This is a genomic window from Streptomyces sp. C, assembly GCF_000158895.1.
GTDB lineage: Bacteria > Actinomycetota > Actinomycetes > Streptomycetales > Streptomycetaceae > Streptomyces > Streptomyces racemochromogenes.
Window position 1 is genome coordinate 2,947,427 of record NZ_GG657750.1, and the last position, 21,463, is coordinate 2,968,889.

General features: G+C 71.0%; 23 protein-coding genes, 1 tRNA gene, 2 pseudogenes and 1 riboswitch. Of the genes and pseudogenes, 8 read left to right on the top strand and 18 right to left on the bottom strand.

Going from position 1 to position 21,463, the window contains the following annotated elements:
• Positions 1 to 750: 750 nt before the first annotated feature.
• The 5 genes and pseudogenes from SSNG_RS13185 to SSNG_RS13205 all read right to left on the bottom strand — a co-directional run bounded on the left by SSNG_RS13185 (position 751) and on the right by SSNG_RS13205 (position 5,798).
• Positions 751 to 2,070 (bottom strand): DUF445 domain-containing protein, encoded by a 1,320-nt coding sequence (locus SSNG_RS13185; RefSeq protein ID WP_241695040.1) that lies wholly within the window; start codon positions 2,068 to 2,070, stop codon positions 751 to 753.
• A gap of 98 nt (positions 2,071 to 2,168) precedes the next feature.
• A pseudogene (locus SSNG_RS13190) lies at positions 2,169 to 2,837 on the bottom strand (DUF1707 domain-containing protein); the annotation flags it as partial.
• A 200-nt stretch (positions 2,838 to 3,037) separates the two neighbouring features.
• Positions 3,038 to 4,027 carry an ATP-binding cassette domain-containing protein gene (locus tag SSNG_RS13195; RefSeq protein WP_007264327.1) on the bottom strand — a complete coding sequence of 330 codons (990 nt, stop codon included), beginning with the start codon at positions 4,025 to 4,027 and terminating at the stop codon, positions 3,038 to 3,040.
• A 6-nt stretch (positions 4,028 to 4,033) separates the two neighbouring features.
• Positions 4,034 to 4,798, bottom strand: coding sequence for an ABC-2 family transporter protein (locus tag SSNG_RS13200; protein ID WP_050779618.1), 765 nt, complete (start codon positions 4,796 to 4,798; stop codon positions 4,034 to 4,036).
• Between the two features lie 208 nt (positions 4,799 to 5,006).
• Complete coding sequence (locus tag SSNG_RS13205; protein WP_042803447.1) at positions 5,007 to 5,798, bottom strand: ABC-2 family transporter protein; 792 nt, start codon at positions 5,796 to 5,798, stop codon at positions 5,007 to 5,009.
• A gap of 167 nt (positions 5,799 to 5,965) precedes the next feature.
• Here SSNG_RS13205 and SSNG_RS13210 point away from each other — a divergent pair, with 167 nt between their 5' ends.
• Positions 5,966 to 8,419 (top strand): transglycosylase domain-containing protein, encoded by a 2,454-nt coding sequence (locus SSNG_RS13210; protein ID WP_042800948.1) that lies wholly within the window; start codon positions 5,966 to 5,968, stop codon positions 8,417 to 8,419.
• A 6-nt stretch (positions 8,420 to 8,425) separates the two neighbouring features.
• On the opposite strand, the gene SSNG_RS13215 is transcribed toward SSNG_RS13210, so the two are convergent.
• From SSNG_RS13215 to SSNG_RS13225, 3 genes are all read right to left on the bottom strand, one after another.
• Positions 8,426 to 8,746, bottom strand: a complete 321-nt coding sequence (locus SSNG_RS13215) for a multidrug efflux SMR transporter (RefSeq protein WP_007264331.1) — start codon at positions 8,744 to 8,746, stop codon at positions 8,426 to 8,428.
• Positions 8,747 to 8,778: 32 nt separating this feature from the next.
• Positions 8,779 to 8,851: riboswitch (guanidine-III (ykkC-III) riboswitch) on the bottom strand.
• 56 nt (positions 8,852 to 8,907) lie between these two features.
• Entirely contained in the window at positions 8,908 to 9,252 is a 345-nt protein-coding gene (locus SSNG_RS13220; RefSeq protein WP_007264332.1) for a co-chaperone GroES, read from the bottom strand.
• Positions 9,253 to 9,321: 69 nt separating this feature from the next.
• Positions 9,322 to 9,639, bottom strand: coding sequence for a DUF3618 domain-containing protein (locus SSNG_RS13225; protein WP_007264333.1), 318 nt, complete (start codon positions 9,637 to 9,639; stop codon positions 9,322 to 9,324).
• Positions 9,640 to 9,755: 116 nt separating this feature from the next.
• Here SSNG_RS13225 and bcp point away from each other — a divergent pair, with 116 nt between their 5' ends.
• The 3 genes from bcp (at position 9,756) to SSNG_RS13240 (ending at position 11,511) form a co-directional block, all read left to right on the top strand.
• Positions 9,756 to 10,223 (top strand): thioredoxin-dependent thiol peroxidase, encoded by a 468-nt coding sequence (gene bcp / locus SSNG_RS13230; protein ID WP_007264334.1) that lies wholly within the window; start codon positions 9,756 to 9,758, stop codon positions 10,221 to 10,223.
• 147 nt (positions 10,224 to 10,370) lie between these two features.
• Entirely contained in the window at positions 10,371 to 11,384 is a 1,014-nt protein-coding gene (locus SSNG_RS13235) for an HNH endonuclease (RefSeq protein ID WP_241695041.1), read from the top strand.
• A gap of 43 nt (positions 11,385 to 11,427) precedes the next feature.
• Positions 11,428 to 11,511, top strand: a tRNA-Leu gene (locus SSNG_RS13240).
• Between the two features lie 62 nt (positions 11,512 to 11,573).
• On the opposite strand, the gene rdgB is transcribed toward SSNG_RS13240, so the two are convergent.
• The 4 genes and pseudogenes from rdgB to SSNG_RS13260 form a co-directional block, all read right to left on the bottom strand.
• Positions 11,574 to 12,179 (bottom strand): RdgB/HAM1 family non-canonical purine NTP pyrophosphatase, encoded by a 606-nt coding sequence (rdgB, locus tag SSNG_RS13245; protein WP_042803451.1) that lies wholly within the window; start codon positions 12,177 to 12,179, stop codon positions 11,574 to 11,576.
• Between the two features lie 8 nt (positions 12,180 to 12,187).
• Entirely contained in the window at positions 12,188 to 12,583 is a 396-nt protein-coding gene (locus tag SSNG_RS13250) for a hypothetical protein (RefSeq protein WP_042800949.1), read from the bottom strand.
• A 118-nt stretch (positions 12,584 to 12,701) separates the two neighbouring features.
• A complete protein-coding gene (rph, locus tag SSNG_RS13255) occupies positions 12,702 to 13,436 on the bottom strand; it encodes a ribonuclease PH (protein WP_007264338.1) in 735 nt (244 codons plus the stop codon).
• A gap of 106 nt (positions 13,437 to 13,542) precedes the next feature.
• Positions 13,543 to 13,794: pseudogene (locus SSNG_RS13260) on the bottom strand (PTS glucose/sucrose transporter subunit IIB); the annotation flags it as partial.
• 218 nt (positions 13,795 to 14,012) lie between these two features.
• On the opposite strand from SSNG_RS13260, the gene SSNG_RS13265 reads away from it, so the two are divergent.
• Positions 14,013 to 15,314 carry a PTS transporter subunit EIIC gene (locus SSNG_RS13265; RefSeq protein ID WP_042800950.1) on the top strand — a complete coding sequence of 434 codons (1,302 nt, stop codon included), beginning with the start codon at positions 14,013 to 14,015 and terminating at the stop codon, positions 15,312 to 15,314.
• A 323-nt stretch (positions 15,315 to 15,637) separates the two neighbouring features.
• Positions 15,638 to 16,903, top strand: coding sequence for a PTS transporter subunit EIIC (locus tag SSNG_RS13270; RefSeq protein ID WP_042800951.1), 1,266 nt, complete (start codon positions 15,638 to 15,640; stop codon positions 16,901 to 16,903).
• A gap of 129 nt (positions 16,904 to 17,032) precedes the next feature.
• On the opposite strand, the gene SSNG_RS13275 is transcribed toward SSNG_RS13270, so the two are convergent.
• On the bottom strand, positions 17,033 to 17,785 hold the full coding sequence (locus SSNG_RS13275) for an MBL fold metallo-hydrolase (RefSeq protein ID WP_007264342.1): 753 nt from the start codon (positions 17,783 to 17,785) through the stop codon (positions 17,033 to 17,035).
• Between the two features lie 195 nt (positions 17,786 to 17,980).
• Here SSNG_RS13275 and SSNG_RS13280 point away from each other — a divergent pair, with 195 nt between their 5' ends.
• Both SSNG_RS13280 and SSNG_RS13285 read left to right on the top strand, forming a co-directional pair.
• On the top strand, positions 17,981 to 18,397 hold the full coding sequence (locus SSNG_RS13280; protein ID WP_007264343.1) for a hypothetical protein: 417 nt from the start codon (positions 17,981 to 17,983) through the stop codon (positions 18,395 to 18,397).
• On the top strand, positions 18,394 to 18,750 hold the full coding sequence (locus SSNG_RS13285; protein WP_007264344.1) for a DUF488 family protein: 357 nt from the start codon (positions 18,394 to 18,396) through the stop codon (positions 18,748 to 18,750). Before SSNG_RS13280 ends, SSNG_RS13285 begins: the two co-directional genes overlap by 4 nt.
• A 49-nt stretch (positions 18,751 to 18,799) precedes the next feature.
• Here SSNG_RS13285 and SSNG_RS13290 read toward each other — a convergent pair whose 3' ends face one another.
• The 5 genes from SSNG_RS13290 to SSNG_RS13305 form a co-directional block, all read right to left on the bottom strand.
• Positions 18,800 to 19,210 (bottom strand): hypothetical protein, encoded by a 411-nt coding sequence (locus SSNG_RS13290; RefSeq protein WP_007264345.1) that lies wholly within the window; start codon positions 19,208 to 19,210, stop codon positions 18,800 to 18,802.
• Between the two features lie 218 nt (positions 19,211 to 19,428).
• Positions 19,429 to 20,379 (bottom strand): cysteine synthase, encoded by a 951-nt coding sequence (locus SSNG_RS13295; protein ID WP_007264346.1) that lies wholly within the window; start codon positions 20,377 to 20,379, stop codon positions 19,429 to 19,431.
• Positions 20,379 to 20,657, bottom strand: a complete 279-nt coding sequence (locus SSNG_RS13300; RefSeq protein WP_007264347.1) for a MoaD/ThiS family protein — start codon at positions 20,655 to 20,657, stop codon at positions 20,379 to 20,381. The genes SSNG_RS13295 and SSNG_RS13300 overlap by 1 nt, the downstream gene beginning before the upstream one ends.
• An 82-nt stretch (positions 20,658 to 20,739) precedes the next feature.
• Entirely contained in the window at positions 20,740 to 20,847 is a 108-nt protein-coding gene (locus tag SSNG_RS45260) for a putative leader peptide (protein ID WP_312847437.1), read from the bottom strand.
• 77 nt (positions 20,848 to 20,924) lie between these two features.
• Entirely contained in the window at positions 20,925 to 21,347 is a 423-nt protein-coding gene (locus SSNG_RS13305; protein ID WP_007264348.1) for a M67 family metallopeptidase, read from the bottom strand.
• Between the last annotated feature and the right edge of the window lie 116 nt (positions 21,348 to 21,463).

Genomic DNA, 21,463 nt, shown 5'->3' on the forward strand with positions numbered 1-21,463 from the left:
TCGCGCCCCCGACTCGGAATGGGGACCGCTGAGGGCCCGGATGCCCGGTGGGCCGGCCCCCGGCCCCTCGTCTCATCGCTGAGGGACCCGTCCCTGCCCCTTGGACCGTGCCGTTCCTTTGGGGGTTTCCCGGCAGTCTTTCGGCTTTCCGGGGCGGGTCGGGCTGTCAAGGGTCGCCGAAGGCGATCACGAAGTGACGCGACGAAGGAGCGCCCTTGACGGGCCGGCACGAACCGGAAGGACGATGGGACTGACGGGAAACCCCCAAACCAGCGATGAGACGGGCCCAGGGGATACCGCTCCCCCACCCCCCGGACGCGCACGCGAAGCCGGCCATCGCCCAATGACCCAGCGAGCCCCCGCACCACACGACCGCGCGCGCTGCGCACGCCGGCACGGCCGGGGTCAGCGCCGCCCCGCCCCGATCCGGCCGCGCCGTTGAACCGGCCGCCACGACCCGACGTACGCACCCAGCCGCGGACGGGGAGGCGGGTGGGCAACTACCGACCGCGCCCGGTACCTCGAGGGGGAGATAGCGGGCCCGCACCGCGAGGCGACGTACAGCAACCCCGAGGCCCGGAGCCCAGGCGGAACCGGCGGGCCCGCGCCGCGCGACGGCATGCCGCACCCCGAGGCCCGCACCGCGCACCCCGAGGCAACGCACCGCCCACCCCGCACCGCAAGCCCCGTAGCCCCGGCCCCCCGGACCCCCGGACCCCCGTAGTCCCGGACCCCCGTAGTCCCGCCCCCCTACCCCCCCAACACCCGCGACACCGTGTAGATCAGCAGCCCCGCCAGGGCGCCGACCACCGTGCCGTTGATGCGGATGAACTGGAGGTCGCGGCCGATGTGGGCCTCGATCTTGCGGGAGGTGTGTTCGGCGTCCCAGGCCGCCACCGTGTCCGTGATCAGCGACGTGATCTCCCTGCGGTACGTGGTGACCACGTACACCACCGCGCCCTCGATCCAGCCCTCCACCTTCTCCTGCAGTCGGCCGTCCGTGGCGAGCCGGGCGCCCAGGGACATCAGCGAGGACCGGACCCGCAGCCGCAGCTCGCTCTGCTCGTCCTCCGCCGCCGAGATGATCATCGTGCGGATCGCGGACCACGCCGAGGCGATCACGTCCTGGATCTCGTCCCGCGCGAGGACCTCGGACTTCAGCCGCTCCACCCGCGCCCGCGTCTCCGTGTCCGACTGCAGGTCCGCCGCGAAGTCGCGCAGGAAGCGGTCCACCGCCCCGCGCGCCGGGTGGCCCGGCATGTCGCGCATCTCCGTGACGAAGCGCAGCAGCTCCTTGTACACCCGGTCGCCGATCTTGCGGTCGACGAAGCGCGGGGTCCAGCCCGGGGCTCCGCCCTGGACGGCGTCCATGACCGAGTCCCCGTGGGTGACCAGCCAGTCGTGGGCCTTGGCGCACACGAGGTCGACGGCGCGGTGGTGACCGCCGTCGGCGACGACCCGCTCCAGGGTCTTGCCGATGCCCGGGGCGATCTCCGCCGCCTCGGCCCGCCGCGTGATGGCCTCGCCCACCACGGCCTGTACGTCGGAGTCCCGCAGCACGGTCAGGGCTCCGCGCAGCGCGGTGGCCAGCTCCGCCGTGACCCGGTCGGCGTGTGCGGGCTCGGCCAGCCAGGCGCCGAGCCGGCCGCCGATGCCGAGGGAGTGCAGCCGTGCGCGCACGACGTCCGCCGACAGGAAGTTCTCGCCGACGAACTCCCCGAGGGAGATTCCGAGCTGGTCCTTCTTGGTGGGGATGATCGCGGTGTGCGGGATGGGCAGGCCCAGCGGCCGGCGGAAGAGGGCCGTCACCGCGAACCAGTCCGCGAGCGCGCCCACCATGCCCGCCTCGGCCGCGGCGGCCACGTACCCGGCCCAGGCGCCGGCGCCCCAGGCGTTCTGCGCGCACTTGGCCAGGACGTAGACCAGCGCGACCAGGAGCAGCAGCCCCGTCGCGGTCGTCTTCATCCGGCGGACACCGCGCTGCCGCTCCTCGTCCGCCGTGTTGAAGACGAACCCGCCCCGTGGCGGGGCCGACGAGCCCCTCGTACGCTCACCCGTGCTGCTGTTCACGTCCCGCTCCTGCCCTTCCCCCGATGGCCGGTTTTGTCTGCATAGCATCCGACTCCCGGGAGGACCGGGGAGTTCCCGGCGCGCCGCCGGCTGCCCTAGAGCTCCTTGCGGGGCGTACCCCCATCCAGCCCCTTCTGCCCCTTCTGCCCCTTAGGCTGCTTGACCTTGACCGCGACCCCGCCCCAGAAGGCGAGGCCGTTGACGACGACGCGCGGGGCGCCGGGCTCCGGCCGGTAGTCCTGGGAATTGCCCTGGTCGAAGGCACCCATGATGCCGATGCCGCGTACGTCGACCTCGACGCCCGGCGGGACGGTGATCTCGATGCCGCCCATGACGGCGACGCAGGTGATGACGACCTCGCGCTCCGCGAAGTCCGCCTCCCGCAGGTCGAGCTCACCGCCGCCCCAGATCGCCACGGCGTTGAACCGGGCGGGCACGGTCCAGCGGCCCTTGCGCTGGAAGCCCGACATGACGGCGACGGCCGTGGCGGAGGTGCCCGTACCGCCGATCCGGTCCGGCCATGCCGAGGAGGGAGCCGGAGCGGAAGCAGGAACGGGGGACGGGGAGGAGCCGGCCGCCGGCAGGTCGCGGGTCAGCGGTTCGAGTTCCGCGTACGTACGGGACGTGTACGCCGCCTCCAGCCGCTCCTCGAACTCCTCCATGTCGAGCCGGCCCTCGGCGACGGCGTCCCGCAACCGGTCCACCACGCGCTCGCGGTCGGCGTCCGACGCCCTCAGCGCGGGCGGCTCGGCCGCCGCCTTCTCCAAAGAGGGCTTCTCCGAGGAGGCCTTCTCCACCGAGGCCTTCTCCAGCGAGGCCTTCTCCAGCGAGGCCTTCTCCAGCGAGGTCTTCTCCGGCAACGGGCTTCTCCGGCCGCTCGTCACTCATATGGCCCACCCCTATGCAGACACCCGACGCCCCACCCCGGGGCGAACCCTGATTTCCCCCTACCTCAAGCCCCCACCCCTCACCCCACCCCCTCACCCGCACCCCCGCCCCGCATACATCCGCGCGTCGCGTCCTCGATGTCCGGATCCCGCACCGACAGTTCCAGCATCGGGTACCTGGCCCGCCACCCGCCCGCCACCCAGCGGTGCCCGCCCGACTCCCCCCCCGGGAACGCCAGCCACTGCCGCGGCCCCTCCACCTTCACCACCCGGGCCCCCGCCACCTCCACCGGCGGGAGCTCCCGCTCCAGGTCGACCACGAGCGTCCGCTCGCTGCCCTCCCCCAGGGCGTGCAGCCCGCCGAGCGCCCCGTCGTACATCAGCCGGCCGTGGTCGATGACCATCACCCGCTCGCACAGCTGCTCGATGTCCTGGAGGTCGTGGGTGGTGAGCAGCACCGTGGTCCCCTGCTCCCCGTTCAACTGCCGCAGGAATTCCCGCACCTTCGCCTTGCTGACCACGTCCAGCCCGATCGTCGGCTCGTCCAGGTACAGCACCTCCGGATCGTGCAGCAGCGCCGCCGCGATGTCCCCGCGCATCCGCTGCCCCAGCGACAGCTGCCGTACCGGTACGTCGAGCAGATCGGCGAGGTCCAGCCGTTCGACGCACCTCTCCAGGTTCTCCGCGTACCGCGCCGCCGGGATCCGGTACATCCGGCGCATCAGCCCGTACGAGTCCTTCAGCGGCAGGTCCCACCACAGCGTGGTGCGCTGCCCGAACACCACCCCGATCCGGTGCGCGAGCCGCATCCGCTCCCGCGCCGGGTCGATGCCGGCGACGCGCAGCCGGCCGCCGCTCGGGGTGAGGATGCCGGTCAGCATCTTGATGGTGGTGGACTTCCCGGCTCCGTTGGGCCCGATGTAGCCGACGACCTCCCCGCGCGCGATCGCGAAGCTGATCCCGTCCACGGCTCTGACCTGGCGCCTCTCCCTCCTCATCAGCCCCACCCGCCGCCGCACGTCGAAGACCTTCTCGACCCGCTCCAAAGAAATCAGCAGCTCATCGGACACGATCGATCAACTCCCCGTACTCCGGTACGAACGCACACCCGCGCGCCACGCCAGCGACGCGGGCAGGAACACCGCGAAGGCCACCAGCGGGCTCAGGAACGCCACCCACCCCGGCAGCCCCAGCGGATCGGGCCGGCCCAGCACGTACAGCGCGGGCAGCCAGTTGACGAAGGCCAGCGGGACCACGAACGTCGCCCCGCGCAGCAGCTCCTTCGCGAACACCGTCGGCGGGTACTGGAGCATGGTGCAGCCCCCGTACGTGAAGGAGTTCTGCACCTCCGCCGCGTCCCCGGCGACGAACTGGAAGGCCGCGCCGGCCACCAGCACCCCGCCGAAGATCCCCGCCCCGGCCACGACCATGACGGGCACCAGCAGCACCTTCACCGGGGTCCAGTGCACGTCCAGCACCGAGACGGCCCAGCCGAGCACCCCGAGCCCCTGCGCGATCCGCCCCAGCCGGCGCAGCGCGAAGCGGTCCGCGGCGACCTGGGCGAGCAGCGGGACGGGGCGTACGAGCATGGTGTCGAGGGAGCCGTCGCGGATCCGGGCGCCCACGCGATCGGTGTTGCCGAGGAGCAGGTCCGCCAGGCCCAGGGAGGCCGAGCAGGCCCCGTACAGCAGCGCGGTCTCGGGCAGGGTGAAGCCGCCCAGCGCGTCCACGTGGGAGAACATGACGGCGATCGCGACGAAGTCGAGGACGGTGATCGCCGCGTTCCCGATGGTGGCCAGCAGGAACGACATCCGGTACGTCATCGTCGAGCGGATCCACATCCCGGCGATCAGCCCGTACCCGCGCAGCCCCTCCCACAGCCGACCACCGGGCCCCGGCTTTCCCGCCTTCCCCGGCTTTCCCGCCTTCCCCGGCTTCCCCGCCTTCCCCGGCTTCCCCGCCTTCCCCGGCTTCCCCGCCTTTCCCGCCTTCCGCGCCGCCCCCGCATCCTCTGAACCGGTCCCCGCGCCCCGGGTCACCGCCGTCGCCTCAGCCACCCTGGACCACCACCTTCCGCGTCGCCGCCGACTGGACCAGCCGCCCCGCGCCCAGGAGGGCCAGCGCCCACACGGCCTGGAACCCGAGCGCCCGTGCGGCTCCCCCGGCCCCGGCATGGGTGCCGAGCAGCACGTCCAGGGGGACCTGGAGCATCGCGGCCCACGGCAGGAGCCGCACCAGCTCGCCGAAGCCGCCCGGGAAGACGGTCAGCGGCAGCAGCATCCCGGAGCAGAAGACGGTCACGACGGTGGCCATCATGTTGACCCCAGCCCCGTCCAGCAGCCAGAACGCCGCCAGCCCGAGCAGGTACCGCACTCCGAACCCGACGACCAGCCCGAGGCAGACCGACACCAGGAACAGCAGCCAGCGCAGCGGGTCGGACGGCAGCGCGAGGGTGAAGGCGCACGCCCCGGCCACCAGGGGCAGCACCCCGCGCCCCAGCAGCTGGAAGCCGGCCCGGCCGAGGTCGGCCGCGAGCCACCACGCCTGGAGGTCGGCCGGGCGGTACAGGTCGACGGCGATGTCACCCGTACGGATGCGTTCTTGGAGTTCCTCCTGGAAGCCGCCGCCGATGAGCGAGCCGGCGGCCAGCAGGGACTGGCTGACCCAGACGAAGGTGAGGGCCTGGGCCTGGTCGTAGCCGCCGAGGTGGGGACGCTCGTCCCACAGGGCGACGTACGTGTACGCGAGGATGAAGCCGAAGACGGTGTTGGTGAACACTCCCGCGGCCGTCGCCGTCCCGTAGGTGGCGTACCGCCGGAATCCGCCGGCCGCGACGGACATGTACAGGCGCACCGCATCCCTCCGTTTCCCCGCATCGTTCCCACGTCGGCCAAAGCGCGCGAGCTTAGTGCGGAGGGGCGAGCCACGCGACCGTTTTACGCCAGTCCATCCGGACACCCATGAGGTAAAAATGTGGATATTTCCCACGGTCACGAGGAGCCCCGGAGATGAGCGACCAGTCACCACCCCCCGGCTGGCCCCCTCGCGACCCCGACACCCCGCCCAGCACACCGCCCAACACCACGCCCAGCACCCAGCCCAGCGCCCAGAAGCCGCACCCCACCCCGAAGGCCCGCCCCGGACGCCCCCCACGCACCGGCTGGCGCCGCCTCCTGCCCACCTGGCGCATGGTCGCCGGCACCCTGCTGCTGGCCGCCCTCCTGATCGGCGGCGCGCTCGTCGCCGGCTACCTGCTGGTCGACATCCCGCCGGCCAACGCCGCCGCCACCGCCCAGTCGAACGTGTACCTCTACGCCGACGGCTCCCAGCTCGCCCGCGACGGCGAGGTCAACCGCGTCAACGTCCCGCTGTCGCAGGTCCCCCGGGGCGTCCAGGAGGCCGTACTGGCGGCCGAGGACCGGGACTTCTACTCCGAACGGGCGGTGGACCCCAAGGCGATGGTCCGCGCCGCCTGGAACACGGCGACCGGCAAGGGCACGCAGTCCGGTTCGACCATCACCCAGCAGTACGTCAAGAACTACTACCTGGGCCAGGAACAGACGATCAACCGGAAGGTCAAGGAGTTCTTCATCGCGATCAAACTCGGTCGCGAGAAGTCGAAGGACTACATCCTGGAGGGGTACCTGAACACCAGTTACTTCGGCCGCAACGCCTACGGCATCCAGGCCGCCTCCCAGGCCTACTACGGCAAGGACGTCAACAAGCTGACCACCGCCGAGGGCGCCTACCTCGCCACCCTCCTCAACTCCCCCAGCGCCTTCGACGTCGTCTCCCACCCCCAGAGCCGCGACCGCGCCGTCGCCCGCTGGAACTACGTGCTCGACGGCATGGTCAAGAAGAAGTGGATGACGCCCCAGGAGCGCGCCGCCGCCCAGTTCCCCGAGCCCGGCAAGGTCCGTGCGGCCGCCGGCCTGTCCGGGCAGCGCGGCTACCTCGTCGAAGCCGTCAAGGACTACATCGCCGAACACAAGATCCTCGACGACAAGACCCTCGCCGAGGGCGGCTACCGGATCACCACCACCATCGACAAGCGCCGCCAGACCGCGTTCGTCGACGCCGTCCAGAAGCAGCTGATGGACAAGCTCGACCCCGGGGCACGCCCCGCGGACCGCCTGGTCCGGGCCGGCGGGGCCTCCATCGATCCCGCCACCGGCAAGATCGTCGCCCTCTACGGCGGCATCGACTACACCAAGCAGTACGTGAACAACGCGACCCGGCACGACTACCAGGTCGCCTCCACCTTCAAGCCGTTCGTCTTCGCCTCCGCCGTCCAGAACGACTCCCGCACCCAGGACGGCCGCCGGATCACCCCGAACACCCTCTACAACGGCGACAACAAGCGCCGCGTCGTCGGCACCCGCATCCCCTACGCCCCCGAGAACGAGGGCCAGCAGTCGTACGGGGACATCACCGTCAACACCGCGACCGACCTCTCCGTCAACACGGTCTTCGCCCAGATGGTCGTCGACGTCGGCACCGAGAAGGTCAAACGAACCGCCATCGACCTCGGCATCCCCGAGAACACCCCCAACTTCGTCGTCGGCCCGGCCATGGCCCTCGGCACCATGCAGGCCAGCGTCGTGGACATGACCCAGGCCTACGCCACCCTCGCCGACCACGGCCGGTACACCCCGTACACCTTCCTGGAGAAGGTCTCCAAGGACGGCGACGACGTCCACCTCCCCGACCGCACCCCCCGCCAGGCCGTCCCCCGCGAGGCCGCCGACACCACCACGTCCATGCTGGTCAGCGTCGTCGACAACGGCACCGGTACGGAGGCCCTGGCCGCCGGCCACCCGGCCGCCGGCAAGACGGGCACCGCCGAGCTGGACCGCGCCGCCTGGTTCGCCGCGTACACCCCGGACCTCGTCACGGTGGTCTCGGTGATGGGCCAGGACCCGGACACCGGCACCCTCCAGTCCCTGTACGGGGCGCTCGGCGAGGCCCGCATCGGCGGCGGCGGCTACCCCGCCCGGATCTGGGCGGCCTACACGAAGACGGCCCTGGAGGCCACGGACCCGGAGGACTTCGACCTGGAGCTCCAGCCCGGCGCGGCCCAGCTCCCGCCGCCCCCGCCGGTCCAGCCCACCAGCCCGCAGCAGCCCGACGGCAGCCGCCCGCCGTGGCAGCGCCCCGACCGGCCGACCCCGCCGGGCCCGCCCACCCCGCCGGGCCCGCCGAACGGCGGCCAGACCGACGGGGGCCAGACCACGGGCGGCGAAACGAACGGAGGCCAGACGAACGGCGGCCAGACGAACGGCGGCCAGACGAACGGCGGCCAGACCACCGGAGGCGAGACCACCGGCGGCCAGACGAACGGCGGCCAGACCACCGGCGGTGAGACGACCGGAGGCCAGACCACCGGCGGCCAGACCACGGGCGGCCAGACCAACGGCGGCACCACCCAGGGCCGCCGCCCGCCCTCCCACTTCCTGGAGTAGACCGGATCAGTGCCCGGAGGTGGCCTTCAGCCCCACCACCGCGACCAGCAGCAGACAGATGAAGAAGATCCGGGCGGCGGTCACGGGCTCCCCCAGCACCGCCATACCGAGCACCGCCGCCCCGGCCGCACCGATGCCCACCCACACGCCGTACGCCGTACCGATGGGCAGGGTCTTGGCGGCGTACGACAGCAGCACCATGCTGGCGACGATCCCGGCACCGGTGAACACGGACGGCCACAGCCGGGTGAAGCCCTCCGTGAACTTCATGCCGATCGACCAGCCGACCTCGAGCAGACCGGCGACGACGAGAAGAACCCAGGCCATGACAGGCACCTCCGGGACGAGAGCGGAAACGGGGTGCGTCGTCTTTGCGTCCTGCTACCCGGTACGGCGCGTCTCGTCGGGGGTTCCGCTCCACCGTAGCAAAGGGCACGCAAAAGGGCCGGTGACGCCGGTCACCGGCCCTCTCACCGTCTCCAGGTCTCTCAGAGGTACAGCCCGGTGGAGTCCTTCGACCCCTCCAGCCGCTCCGCCGCCACGGCGTGCAGGTCCCGCTCGCGCATCAGCACGTACGTCGCCCCGCGCACCTCGACCTCGGCGCGGTCCTCCGGGTCGTACAGCACGCGGTCGCCGGGCTCGACGCTGCGCACGTTCTGCCCGACCGCGACCACCTCGGCCCAGGCGAGCCGCTTGCCCACCGCGGCCGTCGCCGGAATCAGGATGCCGCCGCCCGAGCGACGCTCGCCCTCGGGCGTGTCGGACTTCACGAGCACGCGGTCGTGGAGCATGCGGATGGGCAGCTTGTCGTGGGTGGTGGTGTTCTCGCTCACGAACCGAACCTACCTGCCGCCATCCGCCCTGTAAGCCGGAGGGTGGCCACCGGGATGGTCACTGCGTGGTCACCGCTTGCGGCGCGAGGAGGCCACGAGCAGCCCCACCACGCCGACCGCGAGGAGCGCGACCGGCACGATCCGCTCGAAGCGCGGGGCGCCGTCCTCGTGGCGCAGGCCGTCCTTCACGTCGGTGACGAGCCGGTTCACGGCGACGAAGGCACGGCCGGCGGTGTGGTCCACCGCCGAGGCGACCCGGGCCTTCGCGTCCCCGATGATCGTCTGCGGGTGCATGCGCACGCCGATCTCGTCGAGCGTCTCGGCGAGCTGCTCGCGGCGGCGGACGATGTCCGCCTCGATCTGTGCGGGGGTCCTGGCTTCCGGCACCGCGCTGCCTCCGTCGTCGTTTCGTCGTCTGTGGGCTTGATCCGTCATGGACAGTCTGTCAGCTAAGTCAGCTTAGGCTCATGCCGTACGGATCCCCTCCCGAGGAGAGCACTGACATGAGCGAGCGACTCCAGCCGGGCGACATCGCCCCCGCCTTCACCCTGCCCGACGCGGACGGCAACGAGGTCTCGCTGGCCGACCACAAGGGCCGCAAGGTGATCGTGTACTTCTACCCGGCGGCCCTGACGCCGGGCTGCACCAAGCAGGCCTGCGACTTCACGGACAACCTGGACGTCCTGGCCACGGCCGGCTACGACGTCATCGGCGTCTCCCCGGACAAGCCGGAGAAGCTCGCGAAGTTCCGCGAGCAGGAGCACCTGAAGGTCACCCTGGTCGGGGACCCGGAGAAGGAGACCCTGGCGGCGTACGGCGCGTTCGGCGAGAAGAAGCTGTACGGCAAGACGGTCACCGGGGTCATCCGCTCCACGGTGGTCGTGGACGAGGAGGGCAAGGTCGAGCACGCCTTCTACAACGTCAAGGCCACCGGCCACGTTGCGAAGATCATCAAGGACCTGGGCATCTGACCCCGTCCGGCCCCACCCCCGCGAAGTCCCGCACCAGAAGTGGTGCGGGACTTTCCGTTTATCGCATGAAAAATCCCGTAACCGTCCGGCTATCGGTCTGTTACTCCATGCGAGGGCCGCACAGGTGGCCGGAAGATGGGGGATGGCGTGAGTGACCGACATGAGCCGGCAACGCTGGCAACGGCCGTGGCCGAAGCGCGGGGATGGGCCGATCTGATGCGAGGGCTCGGCCTGCACAAGAGCGGCGGACAGCGACGAGTCCTTCAGGAAAAGGTCGCCGAACACGGGCTCGACTCGACTCACTTCAAGCAGCGCAGCCCGTGGCGCAAGTACTCGGACGAGGCCATTGCGTCGGCAGTCAGCGCGTCCACGACCTTCCGCGAGGTGGCCAGGACCCTCGGGGCAACGCCCGCGACAGGAACGCTGTCGCACATAGCCCGCCGCGTCGAGGCATTGGGCCTGGACGTCAGCCACTTCCCGGGCATGAGTCGCGCCGGGATCGACCTGCCCTTCACCGTCGCCGAGCTTCGCGAGGCGGCCGCATCGGCCCAGAGCGTGCGGGGCGTCGGCCGCTCGCTCGGGGTGCCGGACGACAGCCGCTCACGAGCCGCACTGAGCCGCATGCTGCGCGAGCACGGCATCGACACCGCACACTTCCGCAACTCCCGGCCCGTCCTTGCCGATGACGCCCTCCGCGCGGTCGTTCCGGAGGCAACCAGCTACGCGGACGTCATGCGGGCCCTGGACCTGGAAGTCAACGACACGATCCATCGCCGGGTTCGACGCCAGGTAGCGAGACTCGGCCTCGACACCTCGCACTTCGTACGGCGCTCCTGGGGCAAGGCGCCTCGCCCTTCGAAGCCCACCGCACCAAACACACTGGTCGCCCTCCCCGAGGGATCACCCCGGACCAACCGCGCGCGACTGCATCGGGCCCTGCAGGAGATCGGCCGCCCGTACAGCTGCGCCATGTGCGGAAACCCCGGCCAGTGGCTCGGCCGGCCGATCACGCTTCAGATCGACCACATCAGCGGGGACTGGCTGGACAACCGCCCCGAAAACCTCCGCTTCCTTTGCCCCAACTGCCACTCCCTGACGGACACGTGGTGCCGAAATCGTCGCCCCAAACCTGCCGCCTTCCCCGGCCGACCCGTAGACTGAGGTCAACCCAGGCGGGCTTAATGTCCGAATTGGGCAATATGTCGCGGTTGTGGTGGAATAGGTAGTCACGCTTGGTTTAGGTCCAAGTGGGGTAAAACCCGTGGGGGTTCGAGTCCCCCCAACCGCACATCCATGCCGAAGGCCCCGTACACAGCTGCCTCGTACGGGGCCTTCGGGGTATCTCAGGCCTCAGCCGCCCAGCAGTTCCCGCAGGACCGGGATCAGGCCGCGGAAGGCCTGGCCTCGGTGGGAGATGGCGTTCTTCTCGTCCGCCGTCAGTTCCGCGCAGGTGCGGGTCTCGCCCAGGGGCTGGAGGATCGGGTCGTAGCCGAAGCCGCCGCCGCCCACCGGGGTGCGGCGGAGGGTGCCCAGGAGGCGGCCCTCGACAACGCGTTCGGTGCCGTCCGGGAGGGCGAGGGCGGCGGCGCAGAAGAAGTGGGCGCCGCGGTGTTCGTCGGGGATGTCGCCCAGCTGGGCCAGCAGGAGGTCCAGGTTGGCGCGGTCGTTGCCGTGGGCGCCGGCCCAGCGGGCGGAGAAGATGCCCGGGGCGCCGTTCAGGACGTCGACGCAGAGGCCGGAATCGTCCGCGATGGCGGGGTGGCCGGTGGCCCGGGCGAGGGCGTGGGCCTTGAGGAGGGCGTTCTCGGCGAAGGTGACGCCGGTCTCCTTGACGTCCGGGATCTCGGGGTACGCGTCCGCGCCGACCAGCTCGTGCGGCAGGCCGGCGGCGGACAGGATGGCGCGGAGTTCGGTGACTTTGCCCGCGTTGCGGGTCGCGAGGATCAGGCGGGTCATGCCCCCCATTATCCCGGGGTGCAGACCTTGGAGATCTCCGCGGCGGCGTCGGCGACCGGCTTGACGTCGGGGGTGGTGTCGCCGTTGTTGACGGCGGTGCGGACGTTCTTGACGGCCGTGCTCATGGAGTCGACGGCCTTGCCGAGGTCGGCGTTGCCCGTCGTGTCCTTGATCTTCTTGAGGTTGGTGTCGATCTGGTCGAGCGCGTTCTGGGTGTCCTGGATGCTGTTGCCCGCGTTGGAGACGGCCTGCTGGAGGTCGTTCACGCTGTCCGCTATCGCGACGGCGGTGTTGGCGCAGTCCATGGCGGTGGAGATGGCGTCGCAGGAGGTCAGCGCCGGGACGGTGAGGGCCGCGGCCAGGGCGACGGCGGCGATGCGGAGTTTCGGCTTGCCCTGCTTCATGGATCGGTCCCCCGGGATGGCTCGGATGCGTGGACGGGCGCACGGTCGTGAGACCGTGCGCCCGTACCCGGGTAGACGCGTGCCGGCGCCGGGCGGTTGCCAGGACAGAGGACCTGTACTAGGGGACCTGGAGGTCCAGGGCGCCGAGCTGGAGGGCCTCCAGGTCGGCGCAGCCGCCGGCGGCGAGGTCGAGGAGGGCGTTGAGTTCCTTGCGGTCGAAGGGCTCGCCCTCGGCGGTGCCCTGGACCTCGACGAAGCGGCCGTCGCCGGTGCAGACGACGTTCATGTCGGTCTCGGCGCGGACGTCCTCCTCGTAGCAGAGGTCGAGGAGGGGGACGCCGTCGACGATGCCGACGGAGACGGCGGCGACGGTGCCGGTCAGCGGCTTGCGGCCGGCCTTGATGAGCTTCTTGCCCTGGCCCCAGGCGATGGCGTCGGCGAGGGCGACGTAGGCGCCGGTGATGGCGGCGGTGCGGGTGCCGCCGTCGGCCTGGAGGACGTCACAGTCCAGGACGATGGTGTTCTCGCCGAGGGCCTTGTAGTCGATGACGGCGCGCAGCGAGCGGCCGATGAGGCGGGAGATCTCGTGGGTGCGGCCGCCGATCTTGCCGCGGACGGATTCGCGGTCGCCGCGGGTGTTGGTGGAGCGGGGCAGCATCGAGTACTCGGAGGTGACCCAGCCTTCGCCGCTGCCCTTGCGCCAGCGCGGGACGCCTTCGGTGAAGGAGGCGGTGCAGAAGACCTTGGTGTCTCCGAAGGAGATGAGGACGGAGCCCTCGGCGTGCTTGCTCCATCCGCGTTCGATGGTGACCGGGCGGAGCTGTTCGGGCGTGCGGCCGTCGATGCGAGACATGGCTGTGAGCCTAGTCGGTGCGGGGGTACGCGTGGACCCCGTCCGGTGCGGCCGGGACGGGGTCCTCGTAGTGCCCTGGTGGGGCGTGGTGAGCGGGGGGCTCAGCTCACATCATGTCTTCGATCTCGCCGGCGATCGGGTCGGCGTCGGTGCCGATGACGACCTGGATGGCGGTGCCCATCTTGACGACGCCGTGGGCGCCGGCGGCCTTGAGGGCGGCCTCGTCGACGAGGGAGGGGTCGGCGACCTCGGTGCGCAGGCGGGTGATGCAGCCCTCGACCTCTTCGATGTTGTCGATGCCGCCGAGCCCGGCGACGATCTTCTCAGCCTTGGTGGCCATGTGTTTCTCCCTGAGTGTTTCGAAGGACGAGTCTTTGCGGCCGTGGCCGGCCGGCTACCCGCTGCGTCCTCTTCGTCACGTTAGCTCACGTTGCTCACGGTTGGCCTATCTGCGCGAGCGGGAGCCTGACGCCTGCCGAAGGATGACGATCAGCAGCAGCCTGCCCACAACTGGTCTACACCAGTGTGCCGCACGTACTGCGACCGCCAAAACGGGCCGGGCCAGGGAGGAAGCGGATGAGCGCGAGCAGCGCAGCGGAGGTGCCGCGCGGGCAGTGGTGGAACGGCCTGTTCCAGGGGTTGCAGAAGATGGGGCGCAGCCTGCAGTTGCCGATCGCGGTGCTGCCGGCGGCGGGGATCCTGAACCGGCTGGGGCAGCCGGACGTGTTCGGCAAGGACGGTCTGGACTGGTCGGCCGTCGCGAAGGTGATGGCGGGGGCGGGCGGGGCGCTGCTGGACGCGGACCTGGGTCTGCCGCTGCTGTTCTGCGTGGGTGTCGCGATCGGCATGGCGAAGAAGGCGGACGGGTCGACGGCGCTGGCGGCGGTGGCGGGGTTCCTGGTGTACCGGGGGGTGCTGCACGCGTTCCCGAAGCCGTGCCCGGCGGGGACGAAGGACGTCGGGGGCGGCTGTCTGACGTCGGCCGACACGTTCGCGGGGTACGCGTACCAGAACCCGGGGGTGTTCGGCGGCATCGTGATGGGCCTGCTGGCGGCGTGGTTCTGGCAGCGGTACCACCGGGTGAGGCTGGTGGACTGGCTGGGCTTCTTCAACGGGCGGCGGCTGGTGCCGATCATCATGTCGTTCGTGGCGATCGTGTTCGCGGCGCTGTGCCTGTGGGTCTGGCCGCCGGTGGGTGACGCGCTGGAGAGCTTCTCGGACTGGCTGGTGGGGCTGGGCGCCTGGGGTGCGGGCATCTTCGGGGTCGCGAACCGGGCGCTGCTGGTGATCGGCCTGCACCAGTTCCTGAACGTGCCGGTGTGGTTCCAGTTCGGCAGTTACACCAAGCCGGACGGGGCGACGGTGCACGGTGACATCAACATGTTCCTGGCGGGGGACCCGAACGCGGGTCTGTTCCTGTCGGGCTTCTTCCCGATTATGATGTTCGCCCTGCCGGCGGCGGCGCTGGAGATCACGCACTGCGCGAAGCCGCAGCGGCGCAAGGAGGTGGGCGGGCTGATGCTGTCGGTGGGCCTGACCTCGTTCGTCACGGGGATCACGGAGCCGCTGGAGTACTCGTTCCTCTTCGTGGCGCCGGCGCTGTACGTGGTGCACGCGGTGCTGACGGGCGCGTCGATGGCGGTGACGTGGGCGCTGGGGGTGCACGACGGGTTCAGCTTCTCGGCCGGTCTGATCGACTACGTCATCAACTGGGGTCTGGCGACGAAGCCGTGGCTGATCATCCCGATCGGGCTGGGTTTCGCGGTGGTCTACTACGCGGTGTTCCGCTTCGCGATCACGCGGTGGGACATCCCGACGCCGGGGCGGGAGTCGGACGAGGAGATCGCGGCGATGCAGGCGGAGAACACCAAGGCGTAGCCAAGCCGTTATACGGGCGCGCGGGCGTCCGTTTTCGGGTCCTTCGACCCGCTCGGCAGGCCTCCGGATCCCTGAATCCGGGGGCCTGCGGCATGGCCGGAAGTCCGTCGGCGGGCGGGGCGGGGCGGTGGGCGGGGCCGGATCGCGGAACGGGGGTAATTGAAGGTTCCTTATCTAACCCCGACCGTGCTACAACTGGTCTACACCACGCATTGGTGTAGACCACGCGGGCCTGTAGCAGCGCCGCGCGTACCCCCTTTCGAAGACGTCGCCTCCCCCTTCAGTGTTGCCCGGGCGGCGCCTTGCCCCCATGGAGGAAGTTGATGAGTACGGCCACCGCCGCGCCCGCCAAGAAGCGGGGCTCCGGCCTGATGCAGGGCCTCCAGAAGGTCGGCCGCAGCCTTCAGCTGCCGATCGCGGTCCTGCCCGCCGCCGGCATCCTGCTGCGCCTCGGCCAGCCCGACGTCTTCGGCAAGGACGGCCTCGGCTGGGGCAAGGTCGCCTCGGTGTTCGCCACCGCCGGTGACGCCGTCTTCGCCAACCTTCCCCTGCTCTTCTGCATCGGTGTCGCCATCGGCTTCGCCAAGAAGGCGGACGGCTCCACGGCGCTGGCCGCGCTCGTCGGCTTCCTGGTCTACAAGAACGTCCTCACCGCGTTCCCGGTGACCGAGGCCGTCGTCAACACCACCGAGAACAAGGGTGTGGACGTCGCCGCGACGTACAACAACCCCGGCGTCCTCGGCGGCATCATCATGGGTCTGCTGGCCGCGGTCCTGTGGCAGCGCTTCCACCGCACCAAGCTGGTGGACTGGCTCGGCTTCTTCAACGGCCGCCGCCTGGTCCCGATCATCATGGCCTTCGTCGGCGTCCTCGCCGGTGTCTTCTTCGGCCTGGTCTGGGAGCCCATCGGCGAGGTCATCTCCAACTTCGGTGAGTGGATGACCAGCCTGGGCGCCGGCGGCGCGGGCCTCTTCGGCCTCATCAACCGCGGCCTGATCCCGATCGGCATGCACCAGTTCGTCAACACCGTCGCCTGGTTCCAGATCGGTGACTTCACCAACGCCGCCGGCGAGGTCGTCCACGGTGACCTGAACCGCTTCTTCGCCGGTGACCCCGACGCCGGCCTCTTCATGACCGGCTTCTTCCCGATCATGATGTTCGGCCTGCCGGCCGCGGCCCTGGCCATCGCCCACTGCGCCCGCCCCGAGCGCCGCAAGGTCGTCACGGGCATGATGGTCTCCCTCGCCCTGACCTCGTTCGTCACCGGTGTGACCGAGCCGATCGAGTTCTCGTTCATGTTCATCGCACCGCTGCTCTACGCGATCCACGCCGTACTGACCGCCGTCTCCATGGCCGTCACCTGGGCGCTGGGCACCCACGCGGGCTTCACCTTCTCCGCGGGCCTGATCGACCTCGGCCTCGGCTGGAGCAAGTCCACGCAGCCCTGGATGATCATCCCGGTCGGCCTGGTGTTCGGCGTGATCTACTACGCGGTCTTCCGCTTCGCGATCACCAAGTTCAACCTCCCCACGCCGGGCCGCGAGTCCGACGAGGAGCTCGCCGAGATGGCGAAGGCCGAGGCCAAGTAAGGCCCCGCGCCCCCGCGCCCGGCGCCCCCGCAGTTTCGTAGGCGGCAACTACGCGACGGAGCCCCCGCTCTCCCGGAAGGGAGGACGGGGGCTCCGTCGTTGCCGGCGTGCTTGCGAAGCCCGGGAGCCTCAGACCTCGTAGACGGCGCCCGCGTGTGCCAGGTCCACGCGGCCGTCGAAGACCGCGCGGGCGTCCGCCAGGTTCTGCGCGGCGTCCGTCCACGGCGGGATGTGCGTCAGCACGAGCCGGCCGACGCGGCCGTCGCGGGCGTACTCGCCGGCCTCGCGGCCGTTGAGGTGGAGGTCCGGGATGTCCTCCTTGCCGTGCGTGAAGGAGGCCTCGCACAGGAACAGGTCCGCGCCCTCCGCCAGCATCCCCAGCTCGGGGCAGACCCCGGTGTCGCCGGAGTACGCCAGCACGCGGCCGCCGTGCTCGACGCGGATGCCGTACGACTCGACCGGGTGGCAGACCTTCTCCGTGCGGACCGTGAACGGGCCGATCTCGAAGACGGCGGACTTCAGGGTCCGGAAGTCGAAGACCTCGCTCATCGAACGCTCGTCCGGGACGTCCTCGTACGCCGTGGTCAGGCGCTGCTCGGTGCCCTCGGGGCCGTAGACGGGGATGGTTCCGCAGCGGCCGCCCTCGTGCCGGTAGTAGCGGGCCACGAAGTACGCGCACATGTCGATGCAGTGGTCGGCGTGCAGGTGGCTCAGGAAGATCGCGTCGAGGTCGTAGAGACCGCAGTGGCGCTGGAGCGCGCCGAGGGAGCCGTTGCCCATGTCTAGGAGCAGCCGGAAGCCGTCGGCCTCGACGAGATAGCTCGAACATGCCGAATCCGCGGCCGGGAAGGACCCCGAACAGCCGACGACGGTGAGCTTCATGGAGCGTGAACCTCCGGGGACGGTCCGTGGACGGAATGCGGGCCGTGCGTGGGTCGAGCGTAAGTCGCGAAACCCCCGGTCGCTCCTCCGCGGCGGGCCGTTGTGGGGGGAATCACCTGTGCTGTCACCCAGGGGAGCGACGGGGGGCACGGGCGTTGCCGTGCCGGGGGCGGTGTGCGCGGCTACGGTCGGAACATGGACACGTCGTGGTGGCCCGCCGTGGTGGCGGCGGTCGCCGTGGCGGTGGTGGTGCTGCTCCCCCGGCGGGCCGCGGGGGTGGCGGTGGCGCCCCCGCCCCACGGGCCGGCGCCGCCGCCGCGGGTGCGGCCCGGTGAGCTGTGGCGGCTGGCGGACGGCCGGACCTGCCTGGTGCTGGCCGTGCGGGCGCACCGGGAGCGGGCGCGGGTGGCGTGGATCGCCGGGAAGTACGACGACCGGCGGGCCGGGGTGATCCCGGTGCCGCCGGGGATGGCCGGCCGGCACGGGCGGGGCGGTTTCCTTGAGGCCGACCGGCCCGAGGAGGTGTCGCTGTGGGAGTTCCGCACGCGGGTGGGAACACTGGACCCGGTGTTGTGGGACGAGGCCAAGGGGCTGGGAGGCGGTGCGGAGTGATCCGGCTGCGGCGCGTCTACGATCCCCCCGAGCCGGGCGACGACGGCGTACGGGTGCTCGTGGACCGGCTGTGGCCGCGGGGGCTGTCGAAGGAGGCGGCCGCGGTGGACGAGTGGCCGCGGGCGGTGACGCCGTCGGCGGAGCTGCGGAAGTGGTTCCACGCGGGCGGCTCGCCGGAGGAGTTCCGGGCGCGGTACGAGGCGGAGCTGGCGGCCCCCGGAGCACTGGAGGACCTGGCCCGGCTGCGGGAGCTGGCGGCGGCGGGCCCGCTGACCCTGGTGACGGCGGTCAAGGACCCGGACCACAGCCACGCGGCGGTGCTCGCGGAGCTGCTGGGCGGCGGGGCGGCGTGAACGCGTTCCGCCCCGCCGCGGGGTGCGGCGGGGCGGTGCGGGGCTGGGGTCAGATGTGGCGGACCGGCTCGCGGTCCGTGCACAGGGCCCAGATGACGAACACCCCGATGGCGATCGCGATGAGCGCCCACAGGGGCTGGTACGGCAGCCACAGGAAGTGGAAGATCACCGAGATGGCGGCCAGGACGACGCCGGCGACCCGGCCCCACTGGATGCCCTTGAGGATCGCGACGCCGACGGCGAAGACGATGACGCCGAGGATGAGGTGGATCCAGCCCCAGGCGGTGAGGTCGAACTTGAAGGTGTAGTCGCCGACCGGCAGGTACACCTCGTCCTTCGAGAGGGCGGCGATGCCCTCGAAGACGCTGAACACGCCGTTGACGGCCATCAGGACGCCGGCGAAGGCCGAACCGCCGGTGGCCCAGGCGTTCGGGGAGGCACTGCCCGGGGTGGTGGTCATGTCGCCACCTTCCTGCTGCGGGGAACCGGTCGTACCGAGCCTGCGCGCGCGGGGCGGGGCGGGCGACCCCGCAGGGGCCGAACGGGTGAACACGTGAACTGGTGAACGGGTGAACGGCCCGGACGCCGGAACGCCGCCGGGCCCGCGTGCTGCGGGTCCGGCGGCGTTCCGGTGCGTGCCGTGCGTACGGCGCGCGCGTACGGTGCGCGCGGCGGGCCTCAGGCCCAGAGCTGGCCCTGGAGGACCTCGATGGCCTCTTCGGTGGTCGCCGCCGTGTAGACGCCGGTCGACAGGTACTTCCAGCCGCCGTCGGCCACGACGAAGACGATGTCGGCGGACTCCCCCGCGGCGACCGCCTTGCGGCCCACGCCGATCGCCGCGTGCAGCGCGGCTCCGGTGGAGACGCCCGCGAAGATGCCCTCCTGCTGGAGGAGTTCACGGGTGCGGGTCACCGCGTCGGCCGAGCCGACCGAGTAGCGGGTGGTGAGCACCGAGGCGTCGTACAGCTCGGGGACGAAGCCCTCGTCGAGGTTGCGCAGGCCGTAGACGAGGTCGTCGTAGCGCGGCTCGGCGGCGACGATCTTCACGCCGGGCACGTTCTCGCGGAGGTAGCGGCCGACGCCCATGAGGGTGCCGGTGGTGCCCAGGCCCGCCACGAAGTGGGTGACGGAGGGGAGGTCGGCGAGGATCTCCGGGCCGGTGGTGGCGTAGTGGGCGCCCGCGTTGTCCGGGTTGCCGTACTGGTAGAGCATCACCCAGGAGGGGTTCTGCTCCGCCAGTTCCTTCGCCACCCGCACGGCGGTGTTCGAACCGCCCGCGGCCGGCGACGGGATGATCTCGGCTCCCCACATCGCGAGAAGGTCGCGGCGCTCCTGCGAGGTGTTCTCCGGCATCACGCACACGATCCGGTAGCCCTTGAGCTTCGCGGCCATGGCGAGCGAGATGCCCGTGTTGCCGGAGGTGGGCTCCAGGATGGTGCAGCCGGGGTACAGGCGGCCGTCCTTCTCCGCCTGCTCGACCATGTGGAGCGCGGGGCGGTCCTTGATCGAGCCGGTCGGGTTGCGGTCCTCCAGCTTGGCCCAGATCCGGACGTCCTCCGAGGGGGACAGCCGGGGCAGGCGCACGAGCGGGGTGTTGCCGACCGCCGCGAGCGGGGAGTCGTAGCGCATTACTTCGAGCCGCCGGCCACGGCCGGGAGGATGGTGACGCTGTCGCCGTCCTTGAGGGCGGTGGAGATGCCGTCGATGAAGCGGACGTCCTCGTCGTTGAGGTAGACGTTCACGAAGCGGCGCAGCTTGCCGTCCTCGACGATGCGCGCCTCGATGCCCTGGTGGCGGGTGTCCAGGTCCGCGAACAGCTCGGAGAGGGTGGCGCCCTCGCCGTTCACGGCCTTCTCGCCGTCGGTGTAGGTGCGGAGGATGGTCGGGATGCGGACCTCGATGGCCATGGCAGGCTCCAGTGTCGTGAAGGGGGCGAAGAAGTGTGCGGGCGCGCGTTGGTGCAGCCCCCGCGCGGAAGGGGCCCGGTGCTCAGACGGCAGGACAGATGGCGCTGGCGAGGCGGCACAGGTCGACGTGCAGCCGGGCCACGAGCAGCAGCCTGCCGGGCGTCTCGATGCTCACGTCGTGGGAAACCATGCGGTCATGTTAACGATTCCCGGTCCGGTGTTTGGAGTGTGATCCCGCATCGTGGACGCCGACGGCTCACATGGTGGTCAGTAGGCGGCTACGACCTGCACTTCTTCCTCCGTGATCACGCCGTCGACGATCCGGTAGGAGCGGAACTGGAACTCGCCGAGGCCGTCCTGGTCGGCCGTCGAGACGAGGACGTAGTGCGCGCCGGGCTCGTTCGCGTACGTGACGTCGGTGCGCGAGGGGTAGGCCTCGGTGGCGGTGTGCGAGTGGTAGACGATCACGGGCTCCTCGTCCCGGTCGTCGAGCTCGCGGTAGAGCTTGAGCAGATCCTTCGAGTCGAACTCGTAGAACGTGGGCGACCGGGCCGCGTTGAGCATCGGGATGAACCGCTCGGGGCGGCCCGTGCCCGCGGGGCCGGCCACGACGCCGCACGCCTCGTCCGGGTGGTCCTTGCGGGCGTGCTCGACGATCTGGTCGTACAGGGCCTGGGTGAGGGTCAGCATGAGCCACAGGATAAGCAGACGGGCCCTCCCGTACCGAGGAGTGGTACGGGAGGGCCCGAATGGTGGACACGCCCCTCTGCAGGCAGGGCCCGGGGGCGGGTTCCCGGCCGCGGCAG

Bases quoted from the DNA above. Each gene is read 5' to 3' on its own strand.
- SSNG_RS13200 (WP_050779618.1), bottom strand. From the start codon at position 4,798: ATGTGGATCCGCTCGACGATGACGTACCGGATGTCGTTCCTGCTGGCC.
- SSNG_RS13205 (WP_042803447.1), bottom strand. From the start codon at position 5,798: ATGTCCGTCGCGGCCGGCGGATTCCGGCGGTACGCCACCTACGGGACG.
- SSNG_RS13210 (WP_042800948.1), top strand. From the start codon at position 5,966: ATGAGCGACCAGTCACCACCCCCCGGCTGGCCCCCTCGCGACCCCGAC.
- SSNG_RS13215 (WP_007264331.1), bottom strand. From the start codon at position 8,746: ATGGCCTGGGTTCTTCTCGTCGTCGCCGGTCTGCTCGAGGTCGGCTGG.
- bcp (WP_007264334.1), top strand. From the start codon at position 9,756: ATGAGCGAGCGACTCCAGCCGGGCGACATCGCCCCCGCCTTCACCCTG.
- rdgB (WP_042803451.1), bottom strand. From the start codon at position 12,179: ATGACCCGCCTGATCCTCGCGACCCGCAACGCGGGCAAAGTCACCGAA.
- SSNG_RS13250 (WP_042800949.1), bottom strand. From the start codon at position 12,583: ATGAAGCAGGGCAAGCCGAAACTCCGCATCGCCGCCGTCGCCCTGGCC.
- rph (WP_007264338.1), bottom strand. From the start codon at position 13,436: ATGTCTCGCATCGACGGCCGCACGCCCGAACAGCTCCGCCCGGTCACC.
- SSNG_RS13265 (WP_042800950.1), top strand. From the start codon at position 14,013: ATGAGCGCGAGCAGCGCAGCGGAGGTGCCGCGCGGGCAGTGGTGGAAC.
- SSNG_RS13270 (WP_042800951.1), top strand. From the start codon at position 15,638: ATGAGTACGGCCACCGCCGCGCCCGCCAAGAAGCGGGGCTCCGGCCTG.
- SSNG_RS13275 (WP_007264342.1), bottom strand. From the start codon at position 17,785: ATGAAGCTCACCGTCGTCGGCTGTTCGGGGTCCTTCCCGGCCGCGGAT.
- SSNG_RS13280 (WP_007264343.1), top strand. From the start codon at position 17,981: ATGGACACGTCGTGGTGGCCCGCCGTGGTGGCGGCGGTCGCCGTGGCG.
- SSNG_RS13290 (WP_007264345.1), bottom strand. From the start codon at position 19,210: ATGACCACCACCCCGGGCAGTGCCTCCCCGAACGCCTGGGCCACCGGC.
- SSNG_RS13295 (WP_007264346.1), bottom strand. From the start codon at position 20,379: ATGCGCTACGACTCCCCGCTCGCGGCGGTCGGCAACACCCCGCTCGTG.
- SSNG_RS13300 (WP_007264347.1), bottom strand. From the start codon at position 20,657: ATGGCCATCGAGGTCCGCATCCCGACCATCCTCCGCACCTACACCGAC.
- SSNG_RS45260 (WP_312847437.1), bottom strand. From the start codon at position 20,847: ATGGTTTCCCACGACGTGAGCATCGAGACGCCCGGCAGGCTGCTGCTC.
- SSNG_RS13305 (WP_007264348.1), bottom strand. From the start codon at position 21,347: ATGCTGACCCTCACCCAGGCCCTGTACGACCAGATCGTCGAGCACGCC.